This is a genomic window from Serratia liquefaciens, from assembly GCF_027594825.1.
In the GTDB taxonomy this organism is placed as follows: Bacteria; Pseudomonadota; Gammaproteobacteria; order Enterobacterales; family Enterobacteriaceae; genus Serratia; species Serratia liquefaciens_A.
In genome coordinates this window covers 2778565-2798620 of the sequence record NZ_CP088930.1, presented here as the reverse complement: position 1 = coordinate 2798620, position 20056 = coordinate 2778565, and the positions used below count along the sequence as shown (strand labels likewise).

Below are 20056 nucleotides of genomic sequence, written 5' to 3'. Positions count from 1 at the left end.
CCTATGACGCGTAAACCTGCCACGATTGCCGTACGTAGCGGCCTGAACGATGACGAACAGTACGGCTGCGTTGTTCCGCCGATCCACCTTTCCAGCACCTATAATTTTACCGACTTCAATCAGCCTCGTGCTCATGACTACTCGCGCCGCGGTAACCCGACGCGTGACGTGGTTCAGCGTGCGCTGGCGGAACTGGAAGGCGGTGCCGGTGCGGTGATGACCAGCAGCGGGATGTCGGCGATCCATCTGGTGACCACCGTATTGCTGCAGCCCGGCGATCTGCTGGTGGCGCCGCATGATTGCTACGGCGGCAGCTACCGTTTGTTCGACAGCCTCAGCAAGCGTGGCGCTTACCGCGTGCTGTTTGTCGATCAGGGGAATGAAGAGGCGCTGCAGCAGGCATTGGCGCAAAAGCCCAAGCTGGTGCTGATTGAAAGTCCAAGTAACCCGCTGCTGCGCGTGGTGGATATTGCGGCGATATGCGATGCGGCGCACGCAGTGGGGGCCTTGACGGTGGTGGACAACACCTTCCTCAGTCCGGCGCTGCAACAGCCCATCGGGCTGGGCGCCGATCTGGTGGTGCACTCCTGCACCAAATACCTTAACGGCCATTCCGACGTGGTCGCCGGTGCGGTGATCGCCAAAGATAAAGATCTGGCGGTGGAACTGGCGTGGTGGGCCAATAATATCGGCGTGACCGGCGGCGCGTTTGACAGCTATTTGCTGCTGCGCGGCATGCGTACCCTGTCGCCGCGTATCAAGGCGGCGCAACAAAACGCCGAAGCTATTGTCAGTTATTTACAGCAGCAACCCTTGGTGAAAAAGCTGTATCATCCTTCTCTGCCACAGAACCCTGGGCACGAGATTGCACGTCGTCAGCAACGCGGTTTTGGCGCGATGCTCAGCTTTGAACTGGACGGTGATGAAGCGCTATTGCGCCGTTTTCTGTCTGCCCTTGAGCTGTTTACTCTGGCAGAATCGTTGGGCGGCGTAGAAAGCCTGATCTCGCATGCAGCGACCATGACCCATGCAGGTATGGCGGCAGAAGCCCGTGCGGCGGCCGGTATTTCCGAGAGCCTGCTGCGTATCTCCGTGGGTATTGAAGACAGTGAAGATTTGATTGCCGATCTGGAACGAGCCTTCCAGGCGGCGGCAACGAGGTAAGCATGAATGCAATTGCGGTAGCAGGGCCGGTGAGCGGGCGTCAACTGCACAAGTTTGGCGGCAGCAGCCTGGCGGACGTGAAGTGTTATCTGCGGGTGGCCGGGATCATGGCCGAATACAGCCAGCCGGGCGACATGATGGTGGTGTCGGCTGCCGGCAGCACCACCAACCAACTGATTAGCTGGCTGAAGCTTAGTCAGAGCGATCGCCTTTCTGCGCATCAGGTACAGCAGACGCTGCGTCGTTATCACAGCGATTTGATTAGCGGTCTGTTACCGCCGGAAACCGCGGAACCCTTGATCGCCGAATTTATTCAGGATCTGGAGCGTCTGGCCGTGTTGCTGGACGAAAAGCTCGACGACGTCATCTATGCCGAAGTGGTTGGCCACGGTGAAATCTGGTCGGCGCGGCTGATGGCAGCGGTACTGAACAAGCTGGATATGCAGGCGGCCTGGCTGGACGCACGTGATTTCCTGCGGGCGGAACGTGCTGCTCAGCCGCAGGTTGATGAAGGCCGTTCTTATCCCCTGCTGCAACAACTGCTGGCGCAGCACCCGGGCAAGCGCCTGGTGGTCACCGGTTTTATTTCACGTAACGACGCCGGCGAAACCGTGCTGTTGGGACGTAACGGCAGCGACTATTCCGCCACTCAGGTCGGTGCGTTGGCCGGTGCGGAGCGTGTGACCATCTGGAGCGACGTGGCCGGGGTCTACAGCGCCGATCCACGCAAGGTGAAAGATGCCTGCCTGCTGCCGCTGCTGCGCCTGGACGAAGCCAGTGAACTGGCGCGTTTGGCGGCTCCGGTGTTGCACACCCGTACTTTGCAGCCGGTATCCGGCAGCGATATCGATCTTCAACTGCGTTGCAGTTATCAGCCGGAACAGGGTTCAACGCGTATCGAACGCGTGCTGGCCTCGGGCACCGGTGCGAAGATCGTCACCAGCCATGACGACGTGTGTTTGATTGAGCTGCAGGTTGCCGGTCAGCATGATTTTAAACTGGCGCAGCAAGAGTTGGATTTGGTGCTTAAACGCGCGCAGATCAAACCGCTGGCGGTCGGAGTTCATCCGGACCGCAGTCTGGTTCAGCTGTGCTACACCTCCGAAGTGGTGAACAGCGTCCTGCACACGCTGCAAAACGCGGGGCTGCCGGGTGAGCTGCAACTGCGCGAAGGCTTGGCGCTGGTGGCGCTGGTAGGCGCCGGCGTTTGTAAAAATCCGCTGCACAGCCATCGCTTCTATCAGCAACTGAAAGACCAACCGGTAGAGTTTATCTGGCAGGCTGAGGATGGCATCAGCATGGTGGCGGTGCTGCGTCAGGGGCCGACCGCGCTGCTGATTCAGGGCCTGCATCAGACCTTGTTCCGCGCTGAAAAACGTATTGGTCTGGTGCTGTTCGGCAAAGGCAACATTGGCGCACGCTGGCTGGAGCTGTTTGCCCGTGAACAGAAAAACATCTCCGCCCGCAGCGGCTTCGAGTTCAGCCTGGCGGGCGTGGTGGACAGTCGCCGCAGCCTGCTCAATTACGACGGGCTGGACGCCAGCCGCGTATTGGCCTTCTTCGAAGATGAAGCGCAGGAACTGGACGAAGAGTCGCTGTTCTTGTGGATGCGCGCGCATCCGTTTGACGATCTGGTGGTGCTGGACGTGACCGCCAGTGAAAATCTGGCCGAGCAGTATCTGGACTTCGCCAGCTACGGTTTCCACGTGATCAGCGCCAACAAACTGGCGGGAGCGTCGTGTAGCGCCAACTATCGCCAAATTCGCGATGCCTTTGCCAAGACCGGCCGCCACTGGCTGTATAACGCTACCGTCGGTGCCGGTCTGCCGGTCAACCATACGGTACGCGATCTGCGCGACAGCGGTGACAGCATTCTGGCCATTAGCGGCATCTTCTCCGGGACGCTGTCCTGGCTGTTCCTGCAGTTCGATGGCACGGTGCCGTTCACCGATCTGGTGGATCAGGCCTGGCAACAGGGGCTGACCGAGCCGGATCCCCGCGTCGATCTCTCCGGTCAGGACGTGATGCGCAAGCTGGTGATTCTGGCGCGCGAAGCGGGCTACGACATTGAACCGAATCAGGTGCGAGTGGAGTCGCTGGTGCCTGCGGGCGCAGAGCTTGGCTCCGTGGATCAGTTCTTTGAAAATGGCGATGCGTTGAACCAACAGATGCTGCAGCGTTTTGAGGCCGCCAGTGAAATGGGGCTGGTGCTGCGACATGTGGCGCGCTTCGATGCCAACGGCAAGGCGCGGGTCGGTGTGGAAGCGGTCCGCCCTGAGCATCCGCTGGCGTCGTTGCTGCCTTGCGATAACGTATTCGCTATCGAAAGCCGCTGGTATCGTGACAATCCGCTGGTGATCCGTGGACCAGGGGCCGGGCGTGACGTCACTGCCGGGGCGATCCAGTCAGACCTTAACCGTTTGGCGCAGCTGCTTTAATTTTCTTGTGGGCGCGCATCCGTCGCGCCCCTCGTTTTTCCTGCCATAATTCTCTGTGTTGCGAACATGAAATTCCTTCTCTTAACGGGTGAGGATTAATCATCGTATTCCCCTCACTTTCCTGTTGACTCTTTAGCCAACATACGGCATTTTCTATCTAGACGTCTAAACGTATAGACGCTTATCAAAACAAGCAGAACAGCGATCGACAAGAGGCGGGCAGGGTATGAGTTTTTTCCACGCAAACCAGCGGGAAGCGCTGAATCAGAGTCTGGCGGAGTTAAACGGCCAGATTAACGTATCATTTGAATTCTTCCCGCCGCGCACCAGCGAGATGGAAGACACCCTGTGGCAATCCATTGATCGTCTGAGCAGCCTGAAACCTAAATTTGTCTCTGTGACCTATGGCGCAAACTCCGGCGAGCGCGATCGCACCCACAGCATCATCAAAGGGATCAAGGACCGAACCGGTCTGGATGCGGCCCCACACCTGACCTGCATCGATGCGAGCCCGGCTCAGCTACGTGAAATCGCGACCGATTACTGGAACAGTGGCATCCGTCATATTGTGGCGCTGCGTGGCGACCTGCCACCGGGCAGCGGCAAGCCGGATATGTACGCGACCGATTTGGTGACGCTGCTGAAAGAGGTTGGCGATTTCGATATCTCGGTTGCCGCTTATCCTGAAGTGCATCCGGAAGCGAAAAGCCCGCAGGCGGACCTGATTAACCTGAAACGTAAAATCGATGCCGGCGCCAACCGGGCAATTACCCAGTTCTTTTTCGATGTGGAAAGCTACCTGCGCTTCCGCGATCGTTGCGTCGCTACCGGCATTGATGTGGAAATCGTCCCGGGCATTCTGCCGGTGTCCAACTTCAAGCAACTGCAGCGTTTCGCCACCATGACCAACGTACGCGTACCGAGCTGGATGACCAGCATGTTTGAAGGGCTGGATGACGATGCGGAAACCCGCAAAATGGTCGGCGCCAATATCGCGATGGATATGGTGAAGATCCTCAGCCGCGAAGGGGTAAAGGATTTCCATTTCTATACGCTCAACCGCGCCGAGATGAGCTACGCCATTTGCCATACGCTGGGTGTGCGCCCGGTCGCGGCCTAATTAACTCTATTCATCATCGGGAAGGGCGCTGGGTCAATGCAGCGCCCTTTTTGTTGGGCGCAATTTCTTCCAATACCGCTGCTGGGCAACCTGTTGAGATGAGGCATCCGTCAGCGAGGGATAAAAAAACGGCCCCTGCAAGCAGGAGCCGTACTTTGGCGCTTAACCTAGCCGGTGTTGCGCATCCCGGCGGCAACGCCGGCAATGGTGACCATCAGCGCCTGCTCAACGCGGGCGTCCGGATGCTCCTGCTGGCGCGAACGGTGCAGCAGCTCAGCCTGCAGTACGTTCAACGGGTCGGTGTACACGTTACGCAGCGCAATGGATTCGGCGATCCACGGCAGGTCTTCCATCAGGTGCGCGTCATTGGCGATGGTCAACACCACCTTGATGTCGCTTTCCAATTGGTCGCGCAGCTGCTGGCCCAGTGGCCACAGTGATTTGTCCACCAAACGTTGATCGTAATATTCTGCCAGCCACAGGTCGGCCTTGGCGAACACCATTTCCAGCATCGCAATACGGGTGGAGAAGAACGGCCAGTCGCGGCACATGGCTTCCAGCTGATCCTGCTTGCCGGCCTTCACCGCTTCCTGCAGACCGGCACCGGCGCCCAGCCAGGCGGGCAGCATCAGGCGGTTTTGCGTCCAGGCGAAGATCCAAGGTATGGCACGCAGGCTCTCTACGCCGCCGTTTGGCTTGCGCTTGGCAGGGCGGGAACCCAGCGGCAGTTTGCCCAGTTCCAGTTCCGGCGTTGCGGCGCGGAAATAAGGCACGAAATCCGGGTTTTCGCGCACGTAGCCGCGGTACATTTTGCATGAGGTGTCTGACAGCTCGTCCATCAGCGTACGCCACTCTTTTTTCGGCTCTGGCGGTGGCAGCAGGTTGGCTTCCAGGACTGCACCGGCATACAGCGCCAGGCTGCTGATGGTGACTTCCGGCAGGCCGAATTTGAAGCGGATCATCTCGCCCTGCTCGGTCACGCGCAGACCGCCTTTCAGGCTGCCCGGCGGTTGCGACAGCAGCGCAGCATGCGCCGGCGCGCCGCCGCGGCCAATCGAACCGCCACGGCCGTGGAACAGGGTCAGCGCTACGCCGGCCTTTTCACAGGTTTTGATCAGTGCGTCTTGAGCGCGGTATTGTGCCCAGGAGGCGGCCATCACCCCGGCGTCTTTCGCCGAGTCGGAATAGCCGATCATCACCATCTGTTTGCCCTGGATAAAGCCGCGGTACCAGTCAATATTCAGCAACTGGGTCATCACGTCGTCGGCGTTATTCAGGTCGTCGAGGGTTTCGAACAGTGGCGCGACCGGCAGCGGGAACGGGCAACCGGCTTCTTTCAGCAGCAGATGGACCGCCAGCACGTCGGAAGGGGTGCGCGCCATGGAGATCACGTAGGCGGCAATCGAGCCTTCCGGCGCCTCGGCGATCACCCGGCAGGTTTCCAGCACTTCCTGGGTGTCGGCGCTTGGTTCCCACTTCAACGGCACCAGCGGGCGTTTGGAATTCAGTTCGCGGATCAGGAACGCCTGCTTGTCGGCTTCTGACCAGCTTTCATAGTCGCCGAGGCCCAGATAGCGGGTCAATTCAGCGATGGCTTCGGTGTGGCGCGTGCTTTCCTGACGAACGTCGATACGCACCAGCGGCACGCCAAAGCAGCGCACGCGGCGCAGGGTATCGAGCAATTGACCGTTGGCGATGATGCTCATGCCGCAGGCCTGCAATGACTGGTAACAGGCAAACAGCGGTTCCCACAGCTGTTCGTTATTCACCAGCAGGTCGTGCGGCTTCAGCACGCGCTCGCCTTTCAGGCGGCCTTCCAGATAAGCCTGAGAGCTCATCAGCTGGCTGCGCAGCTGCTTCATGATTTCGCGGTACGGCTCCTGGACCTCGTCGCCACCGGCTCGTGCACGCAGTTCCGGAGTACATTCGGTCATCGACAGTTCGGACACCAGCACCTGAATATCGCGGGTGAACAGATCACAAGCTTTCCAGCGGCTCAGCAGCAGCACGTGGCGGGTGATCTCGGCCGTGACGTTCGGATTGCCGTCGCGGTCACCGCCCATCCAGGACGTGAAACGCACCGGCACCGCTTCCGCCGGCAGGCTGTAATCGATCGAGTTTTCCAACTGTTCGTTGAATTCGCGCAGGAAGGCCGGCACCCCTTCCCACAGGCTGTTTTCCACCACCGCAAAGCCCCACTTGGCTTCGTCGATCGGTGACGGGCGGTGTTTGCGAATTTCGTCGGTGTGCCACGATTGAGCCACCAATTGACGCAGGCGGCGCATGATCTTGTTGCGCTCGTAGTCGGCCAGATCGTTATGGTCGAGCTGGCTGAGGCAGGTGTTCACCTCTACCAGCTTGTGGATCAGGGTGCGGCGGGTGATTTCCGTCGGGTGTGCAGTCAGCACCAGTTCGATAGAAAGTTGAGACACCGCATTTTGCAGCTCTTTGGTGCTGAGTTTTTTGTCTTTCAGCCGGGTGAACAGCTGAGCCAGCGCTTCCGGGTTGCTGGCGGCTTCACCATTGGGTGAAATGCTGTGGTATTGCTCGGCGGTATTGGTCAGATTGAGAAACTGACTGAAGGCGCGCGCGACCGGCAGCAACTCGTCGTTGGACAGGTTTTGCAAGGTGGAAAGCAGCTCCTGACGGTGCGCTTCATTGCCTGCACGTGAAGATTTGGAAAGCTTACGGATAGTTTCAACGCGATCGAGAATATGCTCGCCCAGCGCTTCTTTGATGGTATCGCCGAGCAATTTGCCGAGCATACTGACATTACTTCGCATTGCCGAATATTGTTCGTTCATATAACCCCTGACCCAATTCTGTATGATTTTTATCTTGTAAGTAAATTTCACGTGTCAGGCGAAGAGCGCCTGTTTCATCTCGCCACGTTCCTGTCCAATGGTCAATTGACACTATTTTTAGCAAAAAAACATCAAAATCGGCGCATTTTCTGAAATTTAATTACGGCACGCCGGTTATCAGTCTGGCTTATTTCATTGGTTTAATACGTATTTTGAGGTAGGGGAAATGATAAATCATAACCCCTACTTTGTATCAGGTTTATTGACGGCAAAAATGATTGACCAGTTGGCCCAGCAGTTTGCGCGTAGGTTCGATAAAGCCGGTATCGATGTATTCATCCGGCTGATGCGCCTGGTCGATAGAGCCGGGGCCCAGCACCAGGGTCGGACAGACCTGCTGGACGAACGGCGCTTCGGTGCAGTAGTTGACCACCTGCGTGCGGGTGCCCAGCAGCTTCTCAATCACCGCCACCATCTGGTGATCGGTCGGACACTCGTAGCCCGGTACCGAGGCATGCAGTTCCTCGATACTCAGGCGGCCCGGCCAGCGCTGGCTGATGGGTTCCAGCGTTTGGTGCATCAGTTCGTTGATGTTGTCGAGCGTCATGCCCGGCAGCGGACGGATATCCAGATGCAGTTCACAGCAGGCGCAGATGCGGTTAGCGGCATCGCCGCCGCTGATATGGCCGAAGTTCATGGTGGGATAGGGCACGGCGAACGCCGGGTTGTTGTAGCGCTCCTGCAGCGTTTTACGCAGCTCCATCAAACGGCCGATGGTGTCATGCATCAGATCGATGGCGTTCACGCCACGCGCCGGGTCGCTCGAATGGCCGGATTGGCCGACGATGCGAATGGCGTTGGCCATATGGCCTTTGTGCGCACGCACCGGCTGCAACGAGGTCGGCTCGCCGATAATTGCGAAGTCAGGGCGGATGCTGGTCGAGGCGGCGAAGTAACGTGCACCGGCCATCGTCGTCTCTTCATCTGCGGTGGCCAGAATGTACAACGGCTTGGTTAATTGGCTGGCATCGATGTCACGCACCGCATCCAGAATAAAGGCAAAAAAGCCCTTCATGTCGGCGGTGCCCAGTCCGTAAAGCTTATTGTCGTGCTCGGTCAGGGTAAAAGGATCGCGCGTCCAGCGGCCTTCATCATAAGGCACGGTATCGGTGTGGCCCGCCAGCAGCAAGCCGCCGCTGCCTTCGCCAATGCTTGCCAGCAGGTTGAATTTGTTGCGGCTGTCCGGCACCGGCTGCACGTCGACGCGGAAGCCCAAATCGGCAAACCAGCCGGCCAGCAAGTTGATTAACGCTTCATTACTCTGATCGAGGGCACCATCGGTGGCGCTGATCGACGGAGTGGCGATCAACGCCCGGTACAGCTCAATAAATGGAGGTAATTTCATCTTCACTGTTGACAGCCTTTGGTTAGGTTGGTATCAATATTCATGCAGTTATTGTGAATAAAAATACAGTAAGCTGGAGCGTAAGGGAACCCGATTCCCGGATGATTATAAAAACATCAACGCTCGACCTCGTGGGTGAACGGCGAAACAACGCTGGTGAGCCTGGAAACCTGAGTCGAATACGACCAAACGCAAGTCAAGAAGGTGAAAGGCCCCATGTTGAATACGCTGATTGTCGGTGCCAGCGGTTATGCCGGAGCGGAGCTCACGGCGTACCTTAATCGTCACCCACACATGAACATAACCGCTTTAGCGGTTTCAGCGCAAAGTGCAGATGCAGGAAAATTGCTTTCCGATTTGCACCCTCAGTTAAAAGGTATTGTCGATCTGCCGTTGCAACCCTTGGTTGACGTTGCCGCCGCTGCCGCGGGCATCGATGTGGTGTTCCTGGCCACGGCGCATGAAGTCAGCCACGATATCGCGCCGGCTTTCCTGGCCGCTGGTTGCGTGGTGTTCGATCTTTCCGGCGCATTCCGCGTAAAAGACGCCGCTTTCTACAGCCAGTACTACGGTTTTGAACATCAGCATGCCGACCTGCTGGAGCAGGCGGTGTATGGCCTGGCGGAGTGGCAGAGCGACAAAATCAAGCAGGCGCAACTGATCGCCGTGCCGGGCTGTTACCCGACGGCAGCGCAGCTGGCACTGAAACCGCTGATCGACCAAGGTTTGTTGAACCTCGACCAGTGGCCGGTCATCAACGCCACCAGCGGCGTTAGCGGCGCGGGTCGCAAGGCCAGCGTCACCACCAGCTTCTGTGAAGTGAGCCTGCAGCCGTACGGGATTTTCAACCACCGTCATCATCCGGAAATCGTCGCACATCTGGGGGTGCCGGTCATTTTTACGCCACATTTGGGTAACTTCCCGCGTGGTATTCTCGAAACCATCACCTGTCGCCTTAAAGCCGGCGTGACCGCGCAGGACGTGGCCGCCGTTTATCACGCCGCCTATGACGACAAACCGCTGGTGCGGCTGTACGACAAAGGCGTGCCGGCGCTGAAGTCAGTGGTTGGGTTGCCGTTTTGCGACATCGGCTTTGCCGTGCAGGGCGAACACCTGATTGCCGTGGCGGTGGAAGACAACCTGTTGAAAGGCGCAGCCGCTCAGGCGGTGCAATGCCTGAATATCCGTTTTGGGTTCCCGGAAACCCAGTCATTACTTTAATAAATCACCAGCGTGGGATGTAAACAGCGATGAACCCGTTAATTATCAAGTTAGGTGGCGTGTTATTAGACAGTGAAGAAGCGCTGGAGCGTTTGTTTACCGCGCTGGACAGCTACCGCCAGCAGCATCAGCGCCCACTGGTTATCGTTCACGGCGGCGGTTGTGTGGTGGACGAACTGATGAAGCAGCTTTCCCTGCCGGTGGTGAAGAAAAATGGGCTGCGGGTCACCCCGGCCGATCAGATCGACATTATCACCGGTGCCCTGGCCGGGACTGCCAATAAAACCTTGCTGGCATGGGCAATCAAACACCAGATTAATGCCGTAGGCCTGAGCCTGGCGGACGGCGGCAGCGTCACTGTCACTCCGCTCGATCCGGCGCTTGGCCACGTAGGCAACGCGCAGCCGGGGTCGCCGGTGTTGCTCAATACTCTGCTGCGTGCCGGCTACCTGCCGGTGATCAGCTCTATCGGTATTACCGCCGATGGGAAGTTAATGAATGTAAATGCCGATCAGGCGGCGACCGCGTTGGCCGCCACGCTGGGTGCGGATTTGATCCTGCTGTCGGATGTCAGTGGCATCCTTGACGGAAAAGGGCAGCGCATCGCAGAAATGACGGCGCAAAAAGCGGAACAACTGATTGCCCAGGGCATCATCACTGATGGTATGGTGGTGAAGGTGAATGCGGCGCTCGATGCAGCCCGTACCCTCGGTCGCCCGGTAGATATCGCCAGTTGGCGCCATGCCGATCAGCTTCCTGCACTGTTTAACGGCGTGTCGATTGGCACCCGGATCCTCGCTTAAATTTAGAATTAAAAAGGAAAAGACCATGCAAAACCAAGGCATCAAAAAAATCGTTCTGGCGTACTCTGGCGGCCTGGATACTTCGGCCATCATTCCCTGGCTGAAAGAAAACTACGGCGGCTGCGAAGTGGTGGCGTTCGTGGCAGATATCGGCCAGGAGCGCAGCGATCTGGAAGGCGTGGAGCAAAAAGCCCTGCAATCCGGTGCCTCTGAGTGTCACGTGATTGATCTGCGTGAAGAATTCATCCGTGATTATGTTTACCCCGTGCTGCAAACCGGCGCCCTGTATGAAGGCAGCTACCTGCTGGGGACCTCAATGGCCCGGCCGATCATCGCCAAGGCGCAGGTTGAGCTGGCGTTGAAGGTCGGTGCAGACGCGTTGTGCCACGGCGCAACCGGTAAAGGTAACGACCAGGTGCGTTTCGAAACCACCTATACCGCATTGGCGCCGCACCTGAAAGTGGTAGCCCCTTGGCGCGAGTGGAACCTGCGTTCCCGTGAAGCGCTGCTGGACTATCTGAAAGAGCGCAACATCCCGACCACGGCGTCGCTGGAAAAAATCTACAGCCGTGATGAAAACGCCTGGCATATCTCTACCGAAGGCGGCGTGCTGGAAAGCCCGTGGAATGCACCGAATAAAGACTGCTGGGTCTGGACCGTCGATCCGCAGGAAGCTCCGGATCAGCCAGAGCAGGTAACTGTTACCGTCGAGAAAGGCCGGGTAGTGGCGGTAAACGGCGAAGCGTTGAGCCCGTACAAATGCCTGGAAACCCTGAACGTGCTGGGCGCCAAACATGGTGTCGGCCGTATCGATATCGTGGAAAACCGTTTGGTGGGCATCAAATCCCGCGGTTGCTATGAAACCCCGGGCGGCACCATTATGGTGGCGGCACTGCGTGGCGTTGAGCAGTTGGTTCTGGATCGCGACAGCTTCAAATGGCGTGAGCAGTTGGGCCTGGAAATGGCTTACGTCGTGTACGATGGCCGTTGGTTCGCACCGCTGCGTCGTTCACTGCAAGCCTCTGCTGAGGCACTGGCCGAAGAAGTGAACGGCGAAGTGGTGCTGCAGCTGTACAAAGGCCAGGTCACGGCAATTCAGAAGAAATCTGCCAACAGCCTGTACTCTGAAGAGTTCGCCACCTTTGGCGAAGACGAAGTTTACGATCACAGCCATGCCGGTGGCTTTATCCGCCTGTTTTCGCTCTCTTCACGCATTCGTGCGCTGAACGAGAAAAAGAACAAGTAACTTTATTGATTATTCGGCGTGACTTGGTAAGGGCGCAGCGTGCTGCGCCCTTATTCGCATAAAATTCAGGAGTAAGGTATGGCACTTTGGGGCGGACGGTTCAGTCAGGCGGCAGATCAGCGGTTTAAGCAGTTAAATGATTCTCTGCGCTTCGATTATCGCCTGGCAGAACAGGACATCGTAGGGTCAGTAGCCTGGTCGAAAGCGCTGGTGACCGTCAACGTATTGACGGCGACCGAGCAGCAACAGCTGGAACAGGCGCTGAGCGTGCTGTTGGAAGAGGTGCAGGCCGATCCGCAGGCGATTGTCAGCAGCGATGCGGAAGATATTCACAGCTGGGTGGAGCAAAAGCTGATCGACAAGGTCGGCGATCTGGGTAAAAAACTGCACACCGGCCGTAGCCGTAACGATCAGGTCGCGACCGATCTGAAATTGTGGTGCAAACAACAAATTGGTGAGCTGCATCAGGCCATCGTGCAACTGCAACAGGCGCTGGTGGAAACCGCCGAAGCCAACCAGGATGCGGTGATGCCGGGCTATACCCACTTGCAGCGTGCGCAGCCGGTGACCTTTGCCCACTGGTGTCTGGCCTATGTCGAAATGCTGGCGCGTGATGAAAGCCGTCTGCAGGATACGCTGAAACGTCTGGACGTCAGCCCGCTGGGCAGCGGCGCACTGGCCGGTACCGCGTACCCGATCGACCGCGAGCAACTGGCCGGTTGGCTGGGCTTTGCTTCGGCAACCCGTAACAGTCTGGACAGCGTTTCCGATCGTGACCACGTGCTGGAACTGTTGTCTAACGCCTCTATCAGCATGGTGCACCTGTCGCGCTTTGCCGAAGACCTGATCTTCTTCAACAGCGGCGAAGCGGCCTTTGTCGATCTGTCCGACCGCGTGACTTCCGGTTCCTCGCTGATGCCGCAGAAGAAAAACCCGGATGCGCTGGAGCTGATCCGCGGTAAATGCGGCCGTGTGCAGGGCGCACTGACGGGCATGATGATGACGCTGAAAGGCCTGCCGCTGGCGTACAACAAAGATATGCAGGAAGACAAGGAAGGGCTGTTCGATGCGTTGGACACCTGGATGGACTGTCTGCAGATGGCGGCGCTGGTGCTGGATGGCATTCAGGTGAAACGTCCGCGTTGTAAGGAAGCGGCGGAGCAGGGCTACGCCAACTCGACTGAACTGGCGGATTATCTGGTCGCCAAAGGTGTGCCATTCCGTGAGGCGCACCATATCGTCGGTGAAGCAGTCGTAGAGGCGATCCGCCAGGGGAAAGCGCTGGAAGCCTTGCCGTTGACTGATTTGCAGAAATTCAGCGCGGTGATTGGTGACGACGTATACCCGATTCTGGCACTTCAATCATGCCTGGATAAACGTTCCGCGAAGGGGGGCGTTTCTCCTCAGCAGGTCGCTAGCGCGATCGCCGCGGCGAAACAGCGTTTGGCTTAACTCAAAGTAAAGAACAAGGATGTTTATGCATTATTTACAGTTAGTGCCTGTTTTTACTGATTTCTACATACGCAAGGCAGAGGCAAACAAAGTCTCTGCCGGATATGGAGAAATCAATGTACAAAAACAGAAAGCGTGGATTACGTCGTCATCACTATTATCGTCTAAAAAGTAATCGTAAAAATTACTACGGCGGAATAATTTATCCGGAGTCATTTACGGCGCAGGGAATTGCCCGTAGAGCAGGTAAGTTAGTTACTACAGCGCCTGATTGCAGTTGCTGGATGTGCGGGAATCCTCGTCGATATTTCTTCAGTGTTACTTTGCAGGAATTAAAGGCGAATGATAGTGAAGGCGATGGATGGAAAGAGTTAAACGCTGAGTCCGTTTGATTCTGACATGTATAAAGGGCGAAGTTCATATGCAGAACTGCGCCCTTTGTTTTTGGAAGTGCTACTCGCCCGGACAGCGTTGGCAGCGCTCTGCCTCGGCCTCGCCCAGTTTGAGTTTTGACTGCAGATCGCGCAATGCGGTACGCAGGCCTTCCTCGATCACCGGGTGATAGAACGGCATGTCCAGCATCTGGTTGACGGTCATTTTCTGCTGGTGCGCCCACGCCAATAGATGAGCGATATGCTCGACGTCCGGCCCCATCATTTCTGCACCAAGGAAACGCCCGGTGCCTTGCTCGCCGTAGACGTGCAGAATGCCTTTATTACGCAGCATGACCCGTGAACGGCCCTGATTTTCGAATGACACCTCACCGATTTCGAAACAGCCGCAGGCGCTGAATTTTTCATTCAGCTCACGGAAGGTGGAGCCGACCATGGCGATCTGCGGATCGGAAAACACCACCGAAATCGCGCTGCGCCGCAGGCCTGGAGTGACTTCCGGGAAGCTCCCGGCGTTGGTTCCGGCAATGCGTGTCTGATCGCTGGCTTCGTGCAACAGCGGCAGCTGGTTGCTGGCATCACCGGCGATAAAGATATGCGGTACGCTGGTTTGCATCGTCAGGCGATCGGCCTGAGGCACGCCTCTGGCATCGAGCGTCAGGCGGGTATTCTCAAGGCCCAGATTATCGACGTTCGGCCGACGACCGGTGGCAGCCAGGACGTAATCCACCATGATCTCCTGCGGCAAACCACCCAGATCCCGGTAGCGGATAAAGACCTTGTCGCCTTCGCGCTGCATCATGTCCACTTTCACATCGGCATCAAGATAGAACTCTTCACCCAACGCCTTGGCGGCATAATTGCGTACCGTACTGTCGGTTAGCGGCCCGACGGCACCACCAACGCCAAATACCTTGGTTTCGACGCCGAGGCGATGCAGCGCCTGCCCCAGTTCCAGACCAATGAAGCCGGGCCCGAACACGGCCACCGAGTCTGGCAAATCAGTCCAGTTGAACACGTCATCATTTACGATCAATCGGTCGCCCAACGCATTCCACGCTGCCGGCCAGCTTGGGCGGGAACCGGTGGCGATAACGATACGTTGCGCCACAATGCGAGTGTGATCGTCCACCTGCAGAGTATTGTCGTCGATGAAGCGGGCGTAACCCTGAATTTTGTCGGTGGCCGGGATCTCGTCGACGCCTTCCAGTACAAAGCCGACGAAACGGTCTCGCTCGCGTTTAACGCGGTCCATGACTTCACGGCCGTTAATGGTGGTTTTACCGGCGGGATACACGCCAAAACCCGGTGCCCGCTCGATTTGATGCACCGCCTCGGCGGCGGCAATCAGCAATTTTGATGGCATGCAGCCAACGCGGGCACAGGTGGTGCCATAAGCTCCGCCCTCGATCATCACCACGCTCGGGGTGGCAAGCTTGGCGGCGCGATAGGCGCCCAGACCGGCGGTGCCGCCGCCGATGACCGCGACGTCAACATTCAACTGTTTCATATCCGCTCCTGAAAGCTAAAAAAAGGGCGGGCCGGAGCCCGCCAAAAGTTCACGTTGGCTTTGTTATTACTTATAAATCAGGCTGACAGGAAAGTTTCCAGGTCATCGCTACCGCCGATATGACGACCGCCGATAAACACCTGCGGTACGGTCGCGCGACCGGTGACGGCGCGCAGGCTGACGGTGGTGGCGTCCTGACCCAGTACGATCTCTTCATACTGGATGCCACGTTCCTGCAGCATTTGTTTGGCTTTGGCACAGAACGGGCAGCCCGGTTTGGTGAACAGGGAAACCGACTCCTGCACTTTGAATTCCGGCGCCAGGTATTTCAGCATGGTGTCGGCGTCAGACACTTCAAACGGGTCGCCCGGCTTGTTAGGTTCGACGAACATTTTTTCCACCACGCCGTTGCGAACCAGCATGGAATAACGCCATGAGCGCGGGCCAAAGCCCAGATCCGCTTTCTCGACCAGCATGTCCATGCCTTTGGTGAACTCGCCGTTGCCGTCCGGAATGAAGGTGATGTTCTCTGCGTGCTGATCGGCCTTCCAGGCGTTCATGACGAAGGTGTCGTTCACTGAAACGCACAGAATGCTGTCAACGCCGTGCTGTTTGAATACGCTGGACAGTTCGTTGTAGCGCGGCAGGTGGCTGGAAGAACAGGTTGGGGTAAACGCGCCCGGCAGTGAAAACACGATGACGGTTTTATCTTTGAACAGGTCATCAGTGGTGACGTCAATCCATTGGTCGCCCTGACGGGTGTGGAAGGTAACCTGAGGAACTTTTTTGCCTTCTTGACTGGTAAACATGAATTAACCCCTTAATTAGGAAAAATAATTTTTAGCTGTTAGCGCGGTATCGCTTCGTTGGGTGACATTATTGACGTCGGGGCTTGATAGATCTAATCGCTCATTGCTATCTTATCTATCGCCATGAGCTATCGTGGTCTGGAGGGAAACAATGAATATTCGTGATTTAGAGTACCTGGTCGCTTTGGCCGAGCACCGGCATTTCCGCCGTGCCGCCGATTCTTGCCATGTTAGCCAACCCACGCTGAGTGGGCAGATCCGTAAGCTGGAAGACGAGCTGGGTGTGATGCTGCTCGAACGCACCAGCCGCAAGGTGTTATTCACCCAGGCGGGCCTGTTGCTGGTGGAACAGGCGCGTACCGTGCTGCGCGAAGTCAAAGTTCTGAAAGAGATGGCCAGCCAGCAAGGTGAAGCCATGTCCGGGCCGCTGCATATCGGCCTGATCCCCACCGTCGGGCCTTATCTGCTGCCGCAGATCATTCCTACGCTGCACAAAACCTTTCCCAAGCTGGAAATGTACCTGCATGAAGCGCAAACCCAACAGCTGTTGGCGCAGCTCGACAGCGGTAAACTGGACTGCGCCATCCTGGCGCTGGTGAAGGAAACGGAAGCCTTTATTGAAGTGCCGCTGTTTGACGAACCGATGAAGTTGGCGGTGTATTCCGATCACCCATGGTCGCAGCGTGACCGCGTGGCGATGCCGGATCTGGCCGGGGAAAAGTTGTTGATGCTGGAAGATGGCCACTGCCTGCGCGATCAGGCGATGGGCTTTTGTTTCCAGGCAGGGGCTGACGAAGATACCCACTTCCGGGCGACCAGCCTGGAAACGCTGCGTAATATGGTCGCGGCGGGCAGTGGGATTACGTTGTTGCCGTCACTGGCGGTACCGCCGCAGCGTGAGCGCGACGGCGTCTGTTACCTGGACTGCTTCAAACCTGAACCCAAGCGCACCATTGCGCTGGTGTACCGCCCCGGTTCCCCATTGCGCAGTCGTTATGAGCAATTGGCCGAGGCGATCCGCGAGCACATGCAAAGCTATATGGGCACCACGTTAAAACAGGCGGTTTAAGCCGTTCAGCGCTGCTACCCGGTAGGCTTCGGCCATGGTCGGATAGTTGAAGGTCGTATTAACGAAGTATTCGATAGTATTGCCTTCACCTTTCTGTTCCATGATTGCCTGGCCGATGTGGATGATCTCTGCCGCACGCTCGCCGAAGCAGTGGATCCCGAGGATCTGCAGGGTGTCGCGATGGAACAGGATCTTCAGGCTGCCGACGTTCATGCCGGCAATCTGCGCGCGGGCCAGATGCTTGAACTGTGCGCGACCCACTTCATACGGCACTTTCATCGCTGTCAATTCCTGCTCGGTTTTACCGACGGAGCTGATTTCCGGGATGGTGTAGATACCGGTCGGGATGTCTTCAATCAGGTGCCCACTGGCTTCGCCGGAGGAAATCGCCTGCGCGGCAATGCGGCCCTGATCGTAAGCTGCAGATGCCAGACTCGGGTAGCCAATCACGTCACCCACGGCATAAATGTGCGGCAGCGCGGTCTGGTACATGCTGTTCACTTTCAACAGGCCACGGCTGTCTGACTCCAGACCGACGTTCTCCAGCCCCAGCGAATCGGTATTACCGGTGCGGCCGTTGGCGTACAGCAGGCAATCGGCCTTCACTTTCTTGCCGGATTTCAGGTGAACAATCACGCCGTCTTCGGTGCCTTCGATCTTCTCGAACTCTTCGTTGTGGCGGATCACCACGCCGTTGTTCCAGAAGTGATATGACAGCGAGTCCGACATTTCCTGGTCGAGGAACGCCAGCAGACGATCGCGGGTGTTGATCAGATCCACCTTCACGTTCAAACCGCGGAAGATAGATGCATATTCACAACCGATCACCCCGGCACCATAAATGATGACGTGACGCGGTTCGTGGTTCAGTTCGAGAATGGAATCACTGTTATAAATACGCGGATGGTTAAAATCGACGCTCGACGGGTTGTACGGGCGTGAGCCGCAGGCAATAACGATATGATCGGCGCGGATGGTGTCCTGGGTGCCGTCCATATAGCTGACGCTGACGGTGTTGGCGTCGATAAAGCGCGCATCACCGGCAAACAGCTTGCACTGGTTGCGCTCATAGAATCCCTGACGCATCCGGGTTTGCTGATTAATGACGTTATCGGCGTGGCGTAAAATATCAGGGAATGTCGCGCTGAGCGTGCGTGAATTGTTATAAAGCGGGTTTTGGTTGAATTCGATAATGCGGCTAACGGCGTGGCGGAGGGCTTTGGATGGGATGGTGCCCCAATGGGTACATCCACCGCCTACGTTATTGTACCGTTCTATCACGGCCACGCGGGCGCCCTGTTTCACCAACCCCATAGCGGCACCTTCACCACCTGGGCCCGAGCCAATAACTATGGCATCAAATTGATAGTGCTGTTGCATAGGGGAGAGACCTGTCTTATACAAAATTACAACGGTATCTTAACATCATAGCGCTGAGTGCCCAATCACCATTAGGCTTTTTGAGGCAAAGCACAAATGGTGCAGGCTGAAACTGTGACAGGGCGCGTTTGTATAAATGCTGTTGCAATAAAATTTGCTATATTGCCGGGTCTACGGCGTTAGACTGACAAAATGGATCTTATCTGGATATGCATATGGGCGTCAGAGCACAACAAAAAGAACGGACTCGTCGTTCCCTCATCGAAGCGGCCTTCAGCCAACTGAGCGCCGAACGCAGCTTTGCCAGTCTGAGCCTGCGCGAGGTCTCGCGCGAAGCGGGTATCGCGCCGACGTCATTTTATCGCCACTTCCGTGATGTGGACGAGCTGGGGTTAACCATGGTTGATGAGAGCGGCCTGATGCTGCGTCAACTGATGCGACAGGCGCGGCAGCGTATCGCCAAGGGGGGCAGCGTGATCCGCACCTCGGTATCCACCTTTATGGAGTTTATCGGCAATAATCCCAACGCCTTCCGCCTGCTGTTGCGTGAACGTTCCGGGACCTCGGCGGCCTTTCGTGCGGCGGTGGCGCGTGAGATCCAACATTTTATCGCCGAACTGGCGGATTACCTCGAGCTGGAAAACCACATGCCGCGCAGTTTCACCGAAGCGCAGGCGGAAGCGATGGTCACCATTGTCTTTAGCGCCGGTGCTGAAGCGCTGGATATCGACATCGATCAGCGGCGTCGGCTCGAAGAGCGGTTAGTGTTGCAACTGCGGATGATTTCCAAAGGCGCTTATTATTGGTATCGCCGCGAACAAGAAAAAACTTCTGTATCCCACGTATAAAGGTAGAAAACGATGGAAAAACCAGGCCGTGAGAATGGCACCTTACTGCTGGCGTTGATTGCCGGCCTTTCAATCAACGGTTCGTTCGCCGCGCTGTTCAGCTCGGTGGTGCCGTTTTCGATTTTCCCGATTATTGCCCTGGTGTTGGCGGTGTATTGCCTGCATCAACGTTATCTGCACCGTGCGATGCCGGATGGCATACCTAAGCTGGCGGCGGCGACCTTCCTGCTGGGGGTACTGCTGTACAGTGCGATAGTGCGTGCCGAATACCCGCAGATCGGCTCTAACTTCCTGCCGGCGATTATTTCCGTGGCGCTGGTGTTCTGGATTGGTATGAAGCTGAAAGCGCGCAAGGCGCTGGATGAGAATACCCCGGCGTAAAGGGCAAAAGCAGG

16 protein-coding genes are annotated in these 20056 nt (G+C 57.1%); 11 read left to right on the top strand and 5 right to left on the bottom strand.

Going from position 1 to position 20056, the window contains the following annotated elements:
* Positions 1-3: 3 nt before the first annotated feature.
* From metB to metF, 3 genes are all read left to right on the top strand, one after another.
* Positions 4-1164: a cystathionine gamma-synthase gene (gene metB / locus LQ945_RS12675; RefSeq protein ID WP_020837533.1), complete on the top strand. Its 1161-nt coding sequence runs from the start codon at positions 4-6 to the stop codon at positions 1162-1164.
* 2 nt (positions 1165-1166) lie between these two features.
* Complete coding sequence (locus LQ945_RS12670) at positions 1167-3602, top strand: bifunctional aspartate kinase/homoserine dehydrogenase II (protein WP_262242464.1); 2436 nt, start codon at positions 1167-1169, stop codon at positions 3600-3602.
* A 226-nt stretch (positions 3603-3828) separates the two neighbouring features.
* Positions 3829-4722, top strand: coding sequence for a methylenetetrahydrofolate reductase (gene metF / locus LQ945_RS12665; protein ID WP_269936096.1), 894 nt, complete (start codon positions 3829-3831; stop codon positions 4720-4722).
* Positions 4723-4889: 167 nt separating this feature from the next.
* Here the strand turns inward: metF and ppc are convergent, their stop codons facing one another.
* Positions 4890-7526: a phosphoenolpyruvate carboxylase gene (gene ppc / locus LQ945_RS12660; RefSeq protein WP_270100899.1), complete on the bottom strand. Its 2637-nt coding sequence runs from the start codon at positions 7524-7526 to the stop codon at positions 4890-4892.
* Between the two features lie 259 nt (positions 7527-7785).
* Entirely contained in the window at positions 7786-8931 is a 1146-nt protein-coding gene (argE, locus tag LQ945_RS12655) for an acetylornithine deacetylase (RefSeq protein WP_020837529.1), read from the bottom strand.
* 216 nt (positions 8932-9147) lie between these two features.
* Between argE and argC the strand changes: the two genes are divergently transcribed.
* The 5 genes from argC to LQ945_RS12630 all read left to right on the top strand — a co-directional run bounded on the left by argC (position 9148) and on the right by LQ945_RS12630 (position 14045).
* Complete coding sequence (gene argC, locus LQ945_RS12650; protein WP_269936098.1) at positions 9148-10152, top strand: N-acetyl-gamma-glutamyl-phosphate reductase; 1005 nt, start codon at positions 9148-9150, stop codon at positions 10150-10152.
* Positions 10153-10181: 29 nt separating this feature from the next.
* Entirely contained in the window at positions 10182-10955 is a 774-nt protein-coding gene (argB, locus tag LQ945_RS12645) for an acetylglutamate kinase (protein ID WP_269936099.1), read from the top strand.
* A 25-nt stretch (positions 10956-10980) separates the two neighbouring features.
* Positions 10981-12201, top strand: coding sequence for an argininosuccinate synthase (locus LQ945_RS12640; RefSeq protein WP_270100898.1), 1221 nt, complete (start codon positions 10981-10983; stop codon positions 12199-12201).
* Positions 12202-12279: 78 nt separating this feature from the next.
* Positions 12280-13653, top strand: a complete 1374-nt coding sequence (argH, locus tag LQ945_RS12635) for an argininosuccinate lyase (RefSeq protein WP_270100897.1) — start codon at positions 12280-12282, stop codon at positions 13651-13653.
* Between the two features lie 116 nt (positions 13654-13769).
* On the top strand, positions 13770-14045 hold the full coding sequence (locus tag LQ945_RS12630; RefSeq protein WP_270100896.1) for a hypothetical protein: 276 nt from the start codon (positions 13770-13772) through the stop codon (positions 14043-14045).
* Between the two features lie 61 nt (positions 14046-14106).
* Here the strand turns inward: LQ945_RS12630 and LQ945_RS12625 are convergent, their stop codons facing one another.
* Both LQ945_RS12625 and LQ945_RS12620 read right to left on the bottom strand, forming a co-directional pair.
* A complete protein-coding gene (locus LQ945_RS12625) occupies positions 14107-15555 on the bottom strand; it encodes a dihydrolipoyl dehydrogenase (RefSeq protein WP_270100895.1) in 1449 nt (482 codons plus the stop codon).
* Between the two features lie 77 nt (positions 15556-15632).
* On the bottom strand, positions 15633-16364 hold the full coding sequence (locus LQ945_RS12620) for a glutathione peroxidase (protein ID WP_044554933.1): 732 nt from the start codon (positions 16362-16364) through the stop codon (positions 15633-15635).
* 151 nt (positions 16365-16515) lie between these two features.
* Between LQ945_RS12620 and oxyR the strand changes: the two genes are divergently transcribed.
* On the top strand, positions 16516-17433 hold the full coding sequence (gene oxyR / locus LQ945_RS12615) for a DNA-binding transcriptional regulator OxyR (protein WP_020837516.1): 918 nt from the start codon (positions 16516-16518) through the stop codon (positions 17431-17433).
* On the opposite strand, the gene sthA is transcribed toward oxyR, so the two are convergent.
* Positions 17416-18813, bottom strand: coding sequence for a Si-specific NAD(P)(+) transhydrogenase (sthA, locus tag LQ945_RS12610; protein ID WP_020837515.1), 1398 nt, complete (start codon positions 18811-18813; stop codon positions 17416-17418). The genes oxyR and sthA overlap by 18 nt on opposite strands.
* A gap of 215 nt (positions 18814-19028) precedes the next feature.
* Between sthA and fabR the strand changes: the two genes are divergently transcribed.
* Complete coding sequence (gene fabR, locus LQ945_RS12605) at positions 19029-19661, top strand: HTH-type transcriptional repressor FabR (protein WP_020837514.1); 633 nt, start codon at positions 19029-19031, stop codon at positions 19659-19661.
* Between the two features lie 12 nt (positions 19662-19673).
* Entirely contained in the window at positions 19674-20042 is a 369-nt protein-coding gene (locus LQ945_RS12600) for a YijD family membrane protein (RefSeq protein WP_020837513.1), read from the top strand.
* The last annotated feature ends 14 nt before the right edge of the window (positions 20043-20056 follow it).